The following is a 15,835-nucleotide window of genomic DNA, read 5'->3' as shown; positions in this document are numbered from 1 at the left end:
AAACGATACGTTCAGGCGTTCAGGCGGTGCAGAATGGTAAGGCTGGACGTTTCCGTCAAAACAGGAACCGCTCTACCGCCAAGCGACATTTCTGCTCATTTCGGTTCATCTTGTCCTCCTTTGGCCGTCCCTACTTGCCCCTTCTCGTCAGTCCCGGGCAAGGGCAACGACAGGGTCGAGTTTTGAAGCATTGCGAGCGGGAAAGAAGCCGAAGCCGATCCCGATCAGGCTTGAACAGGCAATCGCGATGACGATCGACATCGGCGAATAGATCAGGTGGAAGCTCGTATTGAACTCCGAGAAAAGCAGCCCGAAACCGCCCGCGATCAACACGCCTACCAGTCCGCCCAACAAGCAGACGAGCACGGCTTCGATCAGGAATTGCTGCAGGATATCGCTCTGCCGCGCGCCGACCGCCATGCGGACGCCGATCTCGTTTATCCGCTCCGAGACCGCGACGAGCATGATGTTCATGACACCGATGCCGCCGACGAACAGGGATATGCCGGCGATCGACGCAATCAGGATGGCCAGCGCCTGCGTTGTTGCCTCCACGGTCTTGTGGAAGCTGTCCGTGTTGAAGATGAAGAAGTCCGGCTCGCCATGGCGCTGTTTGAGGAATGCGGTCACCATCTTCTCCGCCTGCGCGGGGTCGGTATTGTCGCGAACCCGCAATATGATGCTCTCCAGGGTTTGCGATCCCGTCATCCGGGTCTGGACCGTCGTATAGGGGAGAAAAACCGAGAGGCTTTGATCGGACCCCATGCCACGCTCCTCTGACTTGATGACGCCGATGACCCGGACGGGCATCTTCGGTAGAAGGAAGATCTTGCCGATGACCGAACCGGAAACATTCGGGAAAAGGGTCTTTCTGGCATTCGTGTCGATCACCGCGTCCTGCGCCAGGCTGTCGACGCTGCTCTGGTCGAAGAAACGGCCTTCCGTCAGCTTGCTGTTGCGGGTGAGGAAATATTGTTGGCCGACCCCCCTCACCTGCGCACCGACCTCCTTGTCGCCGACGCGCACCGTCGATGCGGTGGAGGCGGTCGGCGTCGCGGCCATGATATAGGGAAGCTTGCCCAGCTCACGCGCATCATCGACGGTCAGCGTGGTGATCTGCGCGGCCTTCAGATCGCCGAAGCCATGCCCTGGATAGATCTCCAGCGTGTTGGTGCCGAGGTCGCTTATCTGGTCCAGGATGTGCTGTCGGGAGCCCTCGCCGAGCGCCACCACGCAAATGACCGACGCGGTTCCGATGATGATGCCGAGCATGGTCAGGAAAGTCCGCATGCGGTGTGCGTTCATGGAACGCAAGGCCATGGCGAAGGCTTCGCCGAAGCGATCGCGCAGACCGCTGAAAAGTCCCGCCTTCCCCTGCTTCCGCGTCAGCGCGCCGCCGGAAGCATCAGCTTGAGAAGCCACATCGGTTGCGGTATCGGCAATGATTTCGCCGTCCCGGATCTCGATGATGCGCCCGGCCCGCGCTGCCACGTTGCGGTCATGCGTGACGATGATGATCGTCCGACCTTCCCGGTTCAATTCGCCGAGAATATCCAGCACCTCCTCACCACTGCGGCTGTCGAGCGCGCCCGTCGGCTCGTCGGCGAGAATGACATCGGCATCGTTGATCAGCGCGCGGGCGATCGAGACGCGTTGTTGCTGGCCGCCGGAAAGCTGGCTTGGACGGTGATGCGTCCGGTCGCCCATGCCGAGCCGCTGCAGGATGGCTTGCGCCTTGCTGCGCCTCTTCTCGCGGTTCTGCCCGGCATAGATCGCCGGAATTTCCACATTTCCCACCGCATCGAGCTCGGCCAGCAGATGATAGCGCTGGAAGATGAAGCCGAAATGCTCCCGCCGCAATTCGGCCAGTTCGTCCGGTTCGAGCTCGGAGGTCTCGCGGCCCGAAATCAGGTACTGCCCTTCGGACGGCCTGTCGAGGCATCCAAGGATGTTCATCAGCGTGGATTTTCCCGAACCGGAAGCACCGATGATGGCCACCATCTCGCCGCGATGGATGGTGAGGTCGATATGCTTGAGAACAGTCGTATAATCGTCTCCGGACGGATAGTGCCGGAAGACACCCTTGAGCGAGATAAGCGGCTGCTCGGTCATATCGCGACCGCGGCCTCGGTTCCCGGCTTTGCCGGAGGCTGGTTGTCGGTCACCACCTTGTCGCCCTCTTGCAGGCCGGAGCGGATTTCCGTCATGATCTTGTCGCTGATCCCCGTCTCGACCGTTCGCTCGGAGATGGTTCCATCGCTCGCGACGACACGTACGGTCGCCTTATCAGGCGTGCCGGAAGGCTTGAGCGCGGAGACAGGCACGAGAAGCACGTCCTTCGCACTCGCCAGAAGGATATGGACCTCCGCCGTCATATAGGTCCTGAGCAAACGGTCCGGATTGGGAACGCTGAATATGCCCTTATAGTAGACGGCCGAAGCTGTTGTTCCGCTGGACGGCGTACTGTTGGCTACATTGAAGCTTTTGTCGTTGACGATGGTATCAGGTGCAGGATCGATCTTTTCGAGCTTCCCTTCGTAACGCTTTCCGCTCTGGCCGGATATCGTGAAGTAGAGCGGCAGGCCTTCATGCACCTGCGTGACGTCGGCTTCCGAAATATCGGCCTCGACGACCATGGTGTCCAGCTGGCCGAGAATGGCAATCATCGGTGCGGACTGCTGGGCATTGACGGTCTGGCCTTCCTGGACGACCGTGGCGAGGACCGTACCGTCGATGGGCGCCGTTATGCGGGTATAGGCCAGGTTGGCTTCCGCGATCTGCACGTCGATCTGCGCGGCGGCAATGGACGCTTCACTATACGCCACTTGCGCTTCCACCGTTTTCACCTTGTTTGCGGCCTGGTTGTATGCGGCTTTGGAGACGGCATTGCTGGTGATCATGAGCTGGTTGCGTGCAAGCTCCTGTTTGGCAAGTTCCAGCTCGGCCAGGTGCTGGTCGCGTGTGGCTTCTTGCTCACGAAGCTGCGCGCGAAATTTGCGCAGATCGTTTTCCTGCGTGGTCGAATCGATGAGGGCGACCACCTCGCCTTTCCTGACATTCTGTCCGGGCCGGACCTTGAGCGAGAGAATGCGGCCGGTCGCCTGCGCGCCGACAGCGACGAGATGTTGCGGCTTCAAAGTGCCCGTCGCCAGCACGGAGCTTTCGACATTGCCGCGCTGAACGGTGGAAAGCGGCGGAAGCGGCTCCTCCCGGGTCCAATGGCGGAAGCCGAGATAGGCAGCAATGAGCAACACGCCGAGAAGGGCAAGCCAGAGACGCCAGCGGAAACGGCGCTTGCCGCGCATGTGAATTGGTTTCATGACGGCCTATCTGGTATCCCTGTTTTCACAAGATGAGGGCCGGTGTAGCCATCGACGATTTCCGGCTTGCTCGCATCGACACGTCCGTTCCAGCCGCCGCCGAGCGCTTTTTGCAAGGTGACATAGCTCACGACGAGATCCGCCCTGGACTGCGTCAGGCTCGTCTCCGCGGAAAGCAGATCCCTTTGCGCGGTCAACACCTGCAGGAAGCTATTCGAGCCGGCCTTGTAGAGCTCCAATGCGAGTGTATTGGCTTGCCGGCTGCTGCGGGCGGCCTTTTGCAGCTGGATGTAGCGAAGACGGTTCTGGTTCAGCGAGACACTGGCATTTTCGACGTCGCTGAGCGCCTGCAAGATCGCCTTGCGATAGGCGACGAAGGATTCATCACGCTGAGCTTTGGCGAGTGCGACATCGGCATTGAGTCTCCCGCCCTGGAAAATCGGTATGCTGAGGCTCGGCCCGAAGCTCCAGCCGATGGTCGACATTCTGGCGATATCACCGAGACGGGTACCGCCGGTGCCTATGTCTCCGCTGAGAGAAATACCCGGATAGAGCGCGGCCTGCTTCTGGCCGATCTGGGCGGTCGAACTGGCATAGTCGCGTTCGGCCGCGCGAACATCGGGCCGGTTCAGAAGGAGTTCCGCGGGAAGCTCCACCGCGACCTTGGACGGAGCGACGGGAATGGGACGGGGCCTGTCGAGCATGCTCGCAAGAGCAGTCGTGGAGATGCCGGTGAGCACCGATAGCGTATTGAGATAACCCGCATATTGGATGCGCATGGTCGGGATCTGTGCCTCTGTCGATGCCGCCAGCGCTTCCGCATTCAGCAGATCCAGCCGCGATATATCGCCGGCGGCCAACTTGTTGCGCGTCAATGCGACCGTCTGGCGTTGGGAAGCTGCATTTCGCTGGGCAATGGCGATATTGGCCTGCGTGCCGCGCAATTGCACATAATTCGTCGCGATGTCGCCGATGAGCGCAACAAGTGCATCGCGCAGCCGCTCATCCGCAGATTCCAGGCTGTAATAGGCCGCTTCCGCGCCACGTAGGTTGCCGCCGAAGAGATCCAGCTCCCATTTGGTATCGAACCCGAATTTCGATTGCGAGGAGGTGTGTGACTGCGATGATATCTCCGACCGGGACGAAGACCCGGCCGTATGGGAACGGGTATAGCTGCCGCTGCCGTCCAGGGAGGGGTAGAGCGATCCGCCCGCATAGGCATAGCTCGCCCTTGCCTGACGCACCTTGGCCTTGGCGATGGCGACATCGGGACTGCCCGCAATGCCGTCGGTGATCAGCTGATCGAGGACGGGATCATTCAGGTTCTTCCACCAGTCACCCAGGCGCGGCACCGCGGTGCCGGTTTTTGCGTTCCAGCGGGCCGGCATCGAGACAATGGGCTTTTGATAGTCAGGACCAACCGCGACGCACGCCGCAATCAGCGGCAGGAACGCCGAGAGAAACGTGAAGCGAACAAACGGTATCGTCAAAAAATTGGCCTCGCAGCGAGGAAAATGAGAGCAATGAACGACTTCGCGTTACATGGCGATTGCGGCAAGATTTTTTCATATCGCATGGCGACGCTCCCCTGACGATTCGGAACGAATGAATTTGCCTGCTGTGGCTGTAGAATGAACTCGAGGGAGAAAACAGCCCTCACGCGGCAGAAACGCGAAATCGCTGAACGAACAAGGGCGGTCCAGCACGCTGACGCATCTGCATCGTTGCGGCAGAGCTACGCGCCGCGAACTGGCGGCCGTCCGCCAAGACATGAAGCCGGATTTATCAATTATTATTATTGGATAGTATATTTGCAAGTAGATGTAAATATAACTGCATTCCACAGTGTTATGGGTTGAGTACCATGCCAGACGACCAAACTAGAGCGATTCCTGTTTTGATGGAATCGTCCAGCCTTACCATTCTGCATCGCCGGAACTGTGGAGATGACGAGGCATGGATTCCTGTGACGAGCACAGGAATGACGGTAGTTTGGCTGTTGGCGGTCAATTGCAGGCGTTTCCGCCCGCAGAATGGTTGCTTATAGGGGCGAAATCATCACCACCTCCGTCATTCCTGTGCTTGTCACAGGAATCCATGCCTCAGCGATGCCGCTGTTGCTACGGTTGGAATAGGGTGTTTGCCACCGTCAAGATTGAGGAACGCCTGAACGCAGCGTTTCCGTCTGAAAGCTCACATCTAGCGCCGTGATTTCCTCCTCTGTCACAGCCCGGTATCGGTGGAGGCAGTGGCTCAGGAACTGCCGCAAGATGCCTGGCAGACCATTGGCTGGCGGGAAGGAAGAACACTGATCTCGGCTCCCGCTTCGCCGCCGTCCGAAGACACTTGACCGTCGCATTCAGGCGCAGCCTGCAGCGATGTCCATGCTGCGCCAGGACAATGCCCGCTAAAATCCACGAACTTGTGACGCAGTAAGATTAGACCTCGCTGAGCGGCATAGATTTCGCGACCTCTTCCGGTCGTGCGACATGCAGTTCGGCGAGATACCAGCCGGTCTCCTCCGCCCCGGTGGCATCGATCCCCAGCCGATGGAGGTTGTCGAGCACATGCTGGCGTTCCTCGGCCGAAGCAAAGCGCCGCTGCCGAAACAGTCCCTCCAGCTTTTCAGTGACATATCCGTGCCGGCCCAACATTTCTTCCGGGCCCCCGAAATCGAACATGCGCAGCACAAAATGCGCCATCCACGGACGACTGTCGAGGCTCGTTTCCAGGAGCCGTTCCAGCGAAGTCTCGGTAACGTAGCCGACGCAGCCGGTCGAAATGATGAGGTCGGCGTTTTCGAGCGCCGCCGTGTCTTGTGACGTCGGGTCTCCTTTCTCGAGATCGGTCACAACACCTGCGTCGAGCATGCCCACATCGACTGCATAGGATATCGCGCGATCTGCCGGGTCGACACCGACAATTTCGAGCGCGGTATCCGCCGGTTCGGCATAGAAGTCACGGTCCCGCTGAAGAAGCGCATCGAGATCATCGGTCTCCGCCGCTCCATAGAATCGATAGAGTTCATCCATCGAAAGTCCGTGCTTCAAAAGCGCGCCGTTGACCCCATAAGAACAACCAAGATCGATCACTTTGGCCGATTCGGATTCGGTGACGCTTCGCCGTGCGTCGATCAAGCGTTGAAATTGCGGCTTTGCTTCCTGGGGAATCCGATAGCCCAGGCGAGATAAAGTTGAAAAGTAAGCTATCGGATCCGGATTATTATAAATATCGTTCAAGTTTATCTTTCCAGTCACGTCGTAGCTAATATTTTCCAATATATCGACTCCATTTTTCATATCATAAAATTCACACCTCCGCACAACTCGTACGCAAAGACGTTATTTTCCCGATGAGATGTACTATTTAGCGCATACGCTGAGAGAACTGAACCCGTACGGGAGAAAAAATTCAGATCGATTGCGCCCATACGCATCCTCAAAGAAGCAATGCTTCTCAACCACCGCGAGGCTACTGATTGCACAATGCAGTTGGTTTAGGCGTGCACCGGATGGCCAGGATCATCTTTGGCATGCTGATGTCGCTTGATGGCTATATCGCCGGGCCGGACGGAGGTGCGGCTTTGCCGGTCCCCGGAAATGCGTTGCATTGGCATTTCATTCCATGATGAAGCAAACCTCGGTCGCGCTTTATGGTCGTCGGATGTACGAGATCATGCGGTATTGGGAGAAACGGGACAAAGTGGCTGGCGCGCCGGAAGTCGAAGTGGACTTCGCACGGGCATCGAGGGCTTCTTCGCCAAACTCAAGCAGTGGCGCCGCATCGCCACCCGCTACGACAAACGCGCTGCCACATTCCTCGGCTTCGTAAAGCTCGCTAGCATCATGCTCTGGCTCAAATGATTAAATCGTCACGACAACCTGGCAGCCCGAGATACCCCTTCCCCTTTCATACGGATGTCATCCGACTGGTTAATAGATTGCTACGGTTCTCAAACCCAAGGAGGGGTCCGATGTCTATCACATTGCCGTCTGCAGGCGTAACGCCTCCATCCCAAACCGCATACGCGTCGTCGTTCGAACAGAGGCTGAATGCCGCGAAATCCAGCCAGGTCCTGGCGGACTATATGAAGGAAAACGGGAAGTCTGCCATCAACTCGGGCGAACTCTCGGAACTCGCCAATAACGCCAAGGGCGATGTCCCTTCTGACGTTGCAGCAGCAGCGGCCTATATGGTGCGTCACACCGACGTCTACACCGCGATTGAAACCCATGACGTGGCGGGCGCCGACGGACTGTCGGGTTCCTGGAATTTCGATTGGGCAGCAGCCGGCGGCCTCGAGGGTAGCTCCGTCGAAGCCATCGCGGCCATGACGGACGCTTTTGACCGCGCGATCGGCGCATCGGCGAAGATCACCGAGATCACGACCGAAAAGAAGACAGAGATCGACGCCACCAAGCAGCGGCCGCAGAACTAAAGCCAGCTCATGGGCCAGACCACGACCCAAGCGCCGGCAGGATATCGCACATCTTGCCGGCCTTTGGCCATCGATGCTGTCCGATGCCGCGCCCGAAAAGGTTAAACCTGCATGTCCGGGTTGTCGAAATCGACAAGTTCCAGCACGTTGGGCACGACATACTGGCCGTTCAAGAAGGCGAGAAGGCGTTGGAAAGCACGCCCTTGCACTTCCATCCGTGCAAAACCGTCGATTGCCGTCCAGTTGGCGCGCAGTATCAGTGCGTTGGACCCGAACTGGCTGAGATCGGCGAGGAAAGCCGCGCGCGGCGCATCAAAACCGATATGCGTCAGTGTCAGGCGGATCGCTTCCATCTCCGTACCGGCACCTTGGTGATCAGTCATCAGCGAGACATGGCGTATATCCCGCAGCGCGGTCCGGCTGGCTGCGATCGAGGAAAAGACGCTCTGGCTCGCCAGGAACCGCTGATGAATGTCACGCAGCTTGGCATCGAAAGCAAGGGAGGCAAGATCGCGAATGGCGCGAAAGGCTTCGAGACCTGTCTGCTCCAGCCGTTCGAGCCGTGGATCCAGATTTTCGAGCAGGGACGGTTGAGCCTTGATCGAGTCGATCAAGATATCAGTCGCACCCTCTTCACCGGCGTTTTTCCAATGGGGCCATTCCATGCAAAGCGGGCCGGCATGAACAAGCAACTCCGTATAGGCTTCATCGATACGCTCGCCGAGACGCAAGAATCCGGCAAGCACCAATGCGAGAAGCGATTGCGCGCGAGCCGGATCGTCACCGTGGCGGGCCAGCTCGGACGTGAGCGCCAGCGCCAGCTTTGCCCCGGCCCCCACGCCGATGGCCTGGGCGAGGCCGGCAAATATGGTGTTGTCGTTCGGTGACGCCGACGCGAGAACGGCGGCGCTGAGATCCTGCATCAGACGTATGGCGGATGGGGTGCGCGGATCCTTGTCGATCGACGCGGCGATATGCGCAAGCGCCATTGCCGTGTGCACATCCGGTTGCCTCTCGCCGGCCTCGACGCTGCCGGTTTCGCTGCGCAATGCCCTCTCGAAGATGGTGCTGACAAGTGTGCGGGCGGTATCCAGAAACGCTGCGGTCTGATCTGGCGACAACGGCTTCACAGCGGCGTGGAGCCTTTGTGCGGCAACGAACGGGCCGGACGACATCAGGTTTTGTTCAATGCCGGCGACCGCTCCCGAAATCGTTTGCCCAACCGTCGACGCCGAGGACACAGCCGATGACGAAACGGGACCGGACACAGACTGCCACTCCCCTTCCGCGTTTGGCTCTGATGTCACGCGCGCAGCGGAAGTGGTCAATGCCGTTCCGGCAAGCTTCTGCTTGAAACGTGCCTCGAGAGATCCTTGCCCGCGCTCCAAATCCTCGATCTGGGACCAGTTTTTCCTGCTCGCATCGTCCGCAACGATATCAACAGGGCCTGCAAGGCCCTCCAGGGCGGGGGGGATCGGATTGCTCATGGCGCATCCTCTCCATTCGTCACGAAACCACGCAAAATCTCGAACGTGCCCCGCATCTCTCCCAATTGGTCGAGCAGCAATGGCACCAAGAACATAAGATACAATACCATCAGGAATGTGAAGAGCAGGTTCTTCACCGCCAGCGACAGGTCGAAGACGTGCAACTGCGAGGCCATGCGCGACAGGAAGGCCATCATGATATCGACGATCAGGATGGCGATGACCAATGGCGCGATGATGATGACGCCGATCTGCATGACGCGGTCGAGCACGCGAAGGACTGCGACAAAGGCGTAGGGGTTCAATACCGGTGCGAAACTCGCCGCCGGCCATAGCTGGTAGCTACGGTAGAACCCGTCGAGCAGCAGCATGAAGCCGCCCGACATGAAAAACAACGCCAGCAGCGAGATCGTCAGCAGCGTCGCCGTCACCGAGGATTCGCCGGCCGACGATGGGTCGAGCAGTTGCGACATGGTGGAACCACGCTGCAGGTCCACCAGGTCGCCCGCCACTTCGGCGGCCCAGAAGGGAATACCGAGCGCGAGACCGATCAGCGCGCCGACCACCATTTCCTTGATGAGCAGGCCCGCGAGGTCAAAACTCGTCGGCTGTCCACTTAACGCAAGTTGCTGGAAAATCGGCATGATCATCGGAAGGGAGACGACGAACGCCACGGCGGACCGGATCATCCCCGTCAGGCCGAGCCGCGTGAAGGCGGGCGTCAGCATGATCATTCCCAGCGCACGGGCAACGGCGATCGCGGCGGCCACCAGCAGCGGATAGGCCAGCTCGGTAATCGCAGCTGTGATCGCCGTAAGGTTCATCGCTTGGCACCTACCGTGTCAACGAGGCGAAGCTGTCCAGCGATTGGCTCGCGAGCGCTCCGACTTGGGCAGCGAGAAGCGGTCCAACGAAAATCAGGACCAGCATGACCGCGACCAGCTTTACCGCCTGCGGCAATGTCTGGTCCTGGATCTGCGTCAATGCTTGGATCAGGCCGACGCTGATGCCGATGATGATCGCCACTCCGAGCGCCGGCGCCGAAACGATGAGGACCGTCACCAGCGCGCGGTTCATCTCATTGAGAAAGACCTCCTGCCCCATCGGCTATCCTCCATAGCTCAGGATCAATCCATGCATCAGCCGCGACCATCCCTCCACGGCGACGAACAGGAATATCTTCAACGGGATGGAGATCAGCGTCGGCGAGACCATCATCATACCCATGGCCATCAGCACGTTGGCGACGATGAGGTCGACCACCAGGAACGGGATGTAGAGAAGGAAACCGATCTCGAAGGCGCGCGTCAATTCGGAGGCGACGAAGGCCGGGATCAGCACGACGAGGTCATCGCTCTTGAGATCGGCGCGGGCCTCCGGCGACCAGACACTATCAGTCGCCTCGATGAAGAACTGGCGCTCACGCTCGTTGGCAAAGCGCGTCAGGTAGGTGCGCAACGGCTCTGCAAGCGTTTCGCCGACATTGCGGAGCCCCTCGACGCTTTCGATATCGATCGGGCGGTTCTCGACCGCACGGTACATGTTGCCGACAAGCGGCGTCGTCACATAGACCGTGAGGATGAGCGCGATCCCGTAGAGCACGAGGTTGGGTGGCGACTGCTGGATGCCGAGCGCGTTGCGGATGAGGAACAGCACCACGGAGATCTTCAGAAATCCCGTCATGGTGACGACGGCCAGCGGCAACAGCCCGATCGTCGAGACGACGATGATGATGGCGATCAGATTGGGCTGGAACTCATTCATGATGTCTGGCTGTTCCACATCGGCGCCGCGGGAAGCAGATGGACGATACGCACGCCCATTCCCATGCCGATCATTACGAGTTCACCGCGTCCGACACGCCTGTTCTCGACAACGATGTCGACGCCGGTTTCATCGGTGCAGGAGAGAGGCAAGTGCTGGCCGGGCTTCAATTCGTCGAGTTGCGCGAGTGTCATCGTCGTCCGTGCGAATTCGAAGACGACGTGCAGGATATGCTCGGCATCACCGCTGTCAGCGTTTTGGGAACCTTGCAGCGAACCGACCATGGCGCGCCGTGCCCTGGGAGCAAACCCGCCGCCAAGCTCGAACCCATCGGACTGGCGGCGAACGGGCGCGACCAGCTTGCCATCCACCCCGGCGGTTGGCCTTTGGGACGCAAGCATGACGATATCGCCGGGCCGGAGGCTTGCCAGTTCATCGATCGACAGATCCTGCGATCCCGCCTCGATGACGAGTTCGGCGGCAAGACCGGAGAGGTCGGGCGGCTGGATGCGATCAAGAAAATCTGCCCATGCTTCGGCAAGCGGTTGCGTCAGTTCCAGCCGCAAGGCAAGCGACCGCCCGCCGGCTGCGATGGCCAGATCCACGGCGACACGCGTATCCGCTTCGGCGCATTCACCAAAACGAATGTCTTGGCCGAGATGTTTTTCCAGGAGGCGCAGAAGATCGAGGCTTGCCAGTTCCAGAAGCAGCGCGCGCTGCGGCGGCTCCTCGTCAACCAGCGCGCCCTCAAGACCGAGCGGCTCCTGCAACCACGCAACCAGTGCCGGCGACAGGTGAAGTTCGCAGGCCTGCGAACCGATGCGGACCGGAACGGTGATGGCGTCTTCGTTTGAAAACGCCTCTCCCACGCAGAGCAGAATCGACCGTTCCGCAAGCATGCAGGCAATCGGCGTCCGAGGACGCGACAGCCGTTCCGTCAGGTCCGTCTGCGCGTCCGGTTGCTTTGCCAGCGCGGTTACGATGCTTGCGCCGCCGCATCCCGTTCCGAAATGAGCGCCTGTATCCCTCAGCATGCCGGTCGCGCCCGATCCGCACTCATTTCCTCAGACTCCAGTTCAGACATCGCCTCGATCCGCGCCTGTTCGGCAATGCGCAGCCGGCTTTCGGCTTCTGCCAGCTTGTCTCTGGCGGAAAAGCGATGACGCCATTCCTGGCGCAGCAACGTCAGTTGCCGTTCACGTTCCGCCAACACCTCGGCGGCATCGTTGCGCTTGTCGATCAGGCCGTCGCGGCGCTGGTCGGAAACGCGCAACAGGTCGTGCTCCCGACCGAATTCGTTCTCCGGCAGCGGACGCAGACCCATCGCCTCGAAAAACCGTCGCTCCTGCTGATCGACCTCCCGGTCGTGCGCATCGATTGCCGCATCGGCCTCATTCAGAAGACGGGTCGCTTCCTGCAAGCGGGCAGCGCCAATCGCGAAGGCGGCCTTTGCCCGTTCTTCGCGCAGCGTACGCAGGGCCAGAAGCTGCGTCAGATCAGAAGCGCGGCTCATGTGACGATCTCCCTCATGCGCTCCAACGTCGTCTGGAAATCGCAGATCTCGTCGGCGGATTGGCGCAGGAATGCCTCGATCGCATCGTGCCGCGACACCGCGGCATCGGCGCGAACGTCGCTTCCGGCGACATACTCGCCGACGCGCAGCAGAAGCTCGATGTCTTGATAGGCTGCCATGTTCTCGCGGATCGTACCGGCGAGTTCGCGGTGTTCGGCCGGCACGACAGTGTTCATCAGCCGGCTGCGGCTTTTCAACACGTCGATCGCCGGAAAATGATTTCGCTGGGCGAGATCGGCCGAAAGGACGATGTGACCGTCGAGGATCGCCTTGGTTTCCTCCGCCACCGGATCGAGGCCACCCTCGCCTTCGGTCAAAACCGTATAGAGCGCCGTGATCGAACCGCCCTTGCCCGGCCCTGCCCTTTCAAGAAGACGCGGCAGGGCGGCAAAGAACGAGGGTGGAAAACCACGCCGCGTCGGCGGCTCGCCTGCGGCGAGGCCGATCTCGCGCTGCGCCCGCGCGAAACGCGTGACCGAATCCATCAGCAGCAGGACATTGCGCCCGCGATCGCGGAAATATTCGGCAATGGCGGTTGCCACATAGGCAGCCTTGACGCGCTCGATCGCCGGACGGTCGGACGTCGCCACAACGGTGACTGTCTTGCCGCGCGCCTGCGCGCCCAGCTGGACGTCGACGAATTCGCGCACTTCGCGGCCGCGCTCTCCGATCAGGCCAACGACGATCACGTCTGCCTCGGTCCCCGCGACGATGGAGGCGAGAAGAGACGACTTGCCCACACCAGGTTCGCCGAAAATGCCGACGCGCTGGCCGCGGGCTATGGTCATCAGGCCGTCGATCGCCCTTACCCCCAGGCGCAACGGATGTTCGATGATGTCGCGTTGCAGCGCATGCGGCGGATCGGCATGGATTGGATAAGTCTCCGCCGTTGCCAGTGCCGCCGATCCGGCATCGAGCACCCGGCCAAGCGGATCGATGACCCGTCCAAGCAGGGCTTCGCCAACGGGAACCCGCAAGGCACGCCCGGTCGGGATGACTTCGGCGCGGGCGGACATACCTTCGAGGTCACCGATGGGAGAAAGCACCGCGCGCTCGTCCTCGAACCCAATGACTTCGGCCGGAACCTGCCGTCCCGTCACCGGATCGCGCAGATGGCAGAGTTCGCCGATGCGCGCTTGCGGGAGGCTGGCATGAACGATGACGCCGCGGATTTCGCGAACACGGCCGCGGGTCGGGCGCGGGTCGGCGGACGAAACGGCCAGCGACAGGCGTGGAAGAATGGCATCGAGGTCAGGACGGCGCGGCTGCGTCATGCGCCACTCTGGTTCTGTTCGATCATGGCCGTGCGAATGGCATCGAGCTGCGATTCGATGCTCACATCGATGCTGGTCGAGGGTGTCGTCACCGTGCAGTGTCGTGCGGACAGATGCCGGTCGGCGGCAACGCGAACCGTTACACCGGTGGAGCCCGACGCAGCGAGGCGCTGTTGCACCTCGACCACCAGTTCAGGCGCGACATTGACGATGACGGCATTGTCTTCGCGCAAGGCATCGAGCGCCTGCCGGGCGGCACGCGCGACAAGTTCCGCGTCGTCGATCGTCCCGATCACCCGTTCGACGATTTCCATGGCCAGCGCAGCCACCATCGGCTCGACCGAAACGAGGTAGCGGTCGACATCCGCATGGGTGCGCATGAGGAGTGCCGCGGCCTCCGCCTCCCCCATCTTGCGCCCCTCCTCACGACCAAGCTGACGCGCCTTCGCGACCTCGTCCCCGGCGATCGAACGAATGGCGGCCGCGTCGGCCTTCGCACGATCCAGAAAGGCAAAACCGTCGATCCAGCAGGTGGCGTCCTCCGCCCGGATGATGCGGGCGAGCGGCCGGTTCGGCATTTCGGTCATGGTCGCGGGCTCTCGTCGGAGGCAAGGCGCCGCAGGATTGCCGGGCCGCGTTCGATGACGACGGCATCGTCCGTCACCGGCACGGCGGCGTCATTCGGCCATTTCAGCCGCACGCGCCGCGCCAGGGGGGCCGGCAGCGCCGCAATCCAGCCGGCCAGGCATGCCTGGCCGTCGAGCCGGACGGCCACTTCCAATCCGTCGAGATCGACCGCCTTCGGCCGCTCGCAGGCAAGGTCGGCATGGCGACGGGCGTCTTCGAGGGCGTCAGCGCCGAAACGCTCGCCCAAGGACGCAAGCACCGGGCCGCGAATTTCCCGGAGAAAGTCACGGGCGTGAAGCACGATCCCGGCGCGCGCGGCGAGGCCTTCGAGTTCCTGCCGGGAGAGGGCCGCGATCGCCCGGTCCTCCTCCTCGCCCTCGCGCTCGGCTGTCTCATGAAGGTCGTAATGGCAGCGAAAAAGATTGGCGAGACGCGCGGTGAAACGTGGCTCTTTCATGAGTGCTGCCGGCAGACCGGATGAGCCGACTGTGCGGAAGCAGGCAGCCATGCGATCAGGATCCATATCAGCGGGGAAATCGCTCACCGAAGCGTCTCCAGCTGGTAGGTGCGCTGGCCGCGCTGGCGCCAGATCAGCGCAACCAGCAGGGCGCCAAGCGCAATGGCCAGGATTGCCAGACCGCCGAACATCCACATCGCCCGCGACACGCTGCTTTCCAGCATCCACAGGCCCAGAAAGGAAGCCATCGGCTGAATGGCGGAGGCCGATTGGGCCGCGGGAGCGGCGACCGACACGACCGAGACCTTGTCATAGGACAGGCCGGCAATGCCGTTGGCAACCAATGTCTTGATTTGCGGAATGAGGGGATCGATCTTCAATCCCGCTTCATGACGAATGAAGACCGATGCCGAAGATGGTGACGTTTCGCGCCTCAGCGGATCATTGCCCGGCAGGACGATATGGATGCGGGCCGACAGCACACCATCGATTTCCGACACCGTGCGGGACAGTTCTTCCGACAGCGCATAGAGCATCTTGGCGCGCTCCTGCGTCGGTGAAGCGACGAAGCCCTCCTGCTGGAAGACCTCGCCCATGGAGGCGAAAGTCTGCTTGGGTAGCCCCGCATCATCGAGAATGCCGACGGCTTCGGCAAAGCGGTCGCTGTCCACGACCACCTTCATGCGGCCGTCTTCCTGCAGGACACGACTTGCCGGAATGCCGTTGCGCTGCAGGGTGGCCACCATGGAATTGGCCTCACGCTCGGCGAGATTGGTATAAAGGTCGTCCTGACAGCCGGACAAGACGAGGGCGCACAGCAAAACCGCGGCGCCCGCAAGCCTGCGCAACGGAGCGGCTGCCGTCACGGCGGCAGAGCCGGACATGTACACTCTCA

The 15,835-nt window shown here is 60.8% G+C and carries 15 protein-coding genes and 1 pseudogene; 2 read left to right on the top strand and 14 right to left on the bottom strand.

Annotated features, from left to right (window positions below; genetic code table 11):
* Positions 1–147: 147 nt before the first annotated feature.
* The 4 genes from C5748_RS20105 to C5748_RS20090 form a co-directional block, all read right to left on the bottom strand.
* Positions 148–2,112 carry a MacB family efflux pump subunit gene (locus tag C5748_RS20105; RefSeq protein ID WP_105743723.1) on the bottom strand — a complete coding sequence of 655 codons (1,965 nt, stop codon included), beginning with the start codon at positions 2,110–2,112 and terminating at the stop codon, positions 148–150.
* Positions 2,109–3,320: an efflux RND transporter periplasmic adaptor subunit gene (locus tag C5748_RS20100; RefSeq protein ID WP_105743722.1), complete on the bottom strand. Its 1,212-nt coding sequence runs from the start codon at positions 3,318–3,320 to the stop codon at positions 2,109–2,111. The genes C5748_RS20105 and C5748_RS20100 overlap by 4 nt, the downstream gene beginning before the upstream one ends.
* A complete protein-coding gene (locus C5748_RS20095) occupies positions 3,317–4,810 on the bottom strand; it encodes an efflux transporter outer membrane subunit (protein WP_146119575.1) in 1,494 nt (497 codons plus the stop codon). The genes C5748_RS20100 and C5748_RS20095 overlap by 4 nt, the downstream gene beginning before the upstream one ends.
* Before the next feature lie 948 nt (positions 4,811–5,758).
* Entirely contained in the window at positions 5,759–6,598 is an 840-nt protein-coding gene (locus tag C5748_RS20090) for a class I SAM-dependent methyltransferase (protein WP_146119574.1), read from the bottom strand.
* A 456-nt stretch (positions 6,599–7,054) separates the two neighbouring features.
* Here C5748_RS20090 and C5748_RS20085 point away from each other — a divergent pair.
* A pseudogene (locus C5748_RS20085) lies at positions 7,055–7,183 on the top strand (IS5/IS1182 family transposase); the annotation flags it as partial.
* A gap of 110 nt (positions 7,184–7,293) precedes the next feature.
* Positions 7,294–7,758, top strand: a complete 465-nt coding sequence (locus C5748_RS20080) for a hypothetical protein (RefSeq protein WP_105743720.1) — start codon at positions 7,294–7,296, stop codon at positions 7,756–7,758.
* A 101-nt stretch (positions 7,759–7,859) separates the two neighbouring features.
* On the opposite strand, the gene C5748_RS20075 is transcribed toward C5748_RS20080, so the two are convergent.
* From C5748_RS20075 to sctJ, 10 genes are read right to left on the bottom strand one after another with little or no spacing between them, the layout of a single operon-like run.
* A complete protein-coding gene (locus tag C5748_RS20075; RefSeq protein WP_105743719.1) occupies positions 7,860–9,245 on the bottom strand; it encodes a hypothetical protein in 1,386 nt (461 codons plus the stop codon).
* Positions 9,242–10,069 (bottom strand): type III secretion system export apparatus subunit SctT, encoded by an 828-nt coding sequence (sctT, locus tag C5748_RS20070; RefSeq protein ID WP_105743718.1) that lies wholly within the window; start codon positions 10,067–10,069, stop codon positions 9,242–9,244. The genes C5748_RS20075 and sctT overlap by 4 nt, the downstream gene beginning before the upstream one ends.
* Positions 10,070–10,079: 10 nt before the next feature.
* Complete coding sequence (locus C5748_RS20065; RefSeq protein WP_105743717.1) at positions 10,080–10,349, bottom strand: EscS/YscS/HrcS family type III secretion system export apparatus protein; 270 nt, start codon at positions 10,347–10,349, stop codon at positions 10,080–10,082.
* Positions 10,350–10,352: 3 nt separating this feature from the next.
* Positions 10,353–11,009: a type III secretion system export apparatus subunit SctR gene (gene sctR, locus C5748_RS20060; protein ID WP_105743716.1), complete on the bottom strand. Its 657-nt coding sequence runs from the start codon at positions 11,007–11,009 to the stop codon at positions 10,353–10,355.
* Positions 11,006–12,043 carry a FliM/FliN family flagellar motor switch protein gene (locus C5748_RS20055; protein ID WP_105743715.1) on the bottom strand — a complete coding sequence of 346 codons (1,038 nt, stop codon included), beginning with the start codon at positions 12,041–12,043 and terminating at the stop codon, positions 11,006–11,008. Before C5748_RS20055 ends, sctR begins: the two co-directional genes overlap by 4 nt.
* On the bottom strand, positions 12,037–12,522 hold the full coding sequence (locus tag C5748_RS20050; RefSeq protein ID WP_105743714.1) for a hypothetical protein: 486 nt from the start codon (positions 12,520–12,522) through the stop codon (positions 12,037–12,039). The genes C5748_RS20055 and C5748_RS20050 overlap by 7 nt, the downstream gene beginning before the upstream one ends.
* A complete protein-coding gene (gene sctN, locus C5748_RS20045) occupies positions 12,519–13,856 on the bottom strand; it encodes a type III secretion system ATPase SctN (protein WP_105743713.1) in 1,338 nt (445 codons plus the stop codon). Before sctN ends, C5748_RS20050 begins: the two co-directional genes overlap by 4 nt.
* Positions 13,853–14,443, bottom strand: a complete 591-nt coding sequence (locus C5748_RS20040) for a FliH/SctL family protein (protein WP_105743712.1) — start codon at positions 14,441–14,443, stop codon at positions 13,853–13,855. Before C5748_RS20040 ends, sctN begins: the two co-directional genes overlap by 4 nt.
* A complete protein-coding gene (locus tag C5748_RS20035; RefSeq protein WP_105743711.1) occupies positions 14,440–15,027 on the bottom strand; it encodes a hypothetical protein in 588 nt (195 codons plus the stop codon). The genes C5748_RS20040 and C5748_RS20035 overlap by 4 nt, the downstream gene beginning before the upstream one ends.
* Complete coding sequence (gene sctJ / locus C5748_RS20030) at positions 15,024–15,824, bottom strand: type III secretion system inner membrane ring lipoprotein SctJ (RefSeq protein ID WP_105743710.1); 801 nt, start codon at positions 15,822–15,824, stop codon at positions 15,024–15,026. The genes C5748_RS20035 and sctJ overlap by 4 nt, the downstream gene beginning before the upstream one ends.
* Between the last annotated feature and the right edge of the window lie 11 nt (positions 15,825–15,835).

The organism is Phyllobacterium phragmitis (assembly GCF_002980495.1).
GTDB lineage: Bacteria > Pseudomonadota > Alphaproteobacteria > Rhizobiales > Rhizobiaceae > Paramesorhizobium > Paramesorhizobium phragmitis.
The sequence above is the reverse complement of the archived record's forward strand: the minus strand, read 5'-3'. Positions and strand labels throughout refer to the sequence as shown.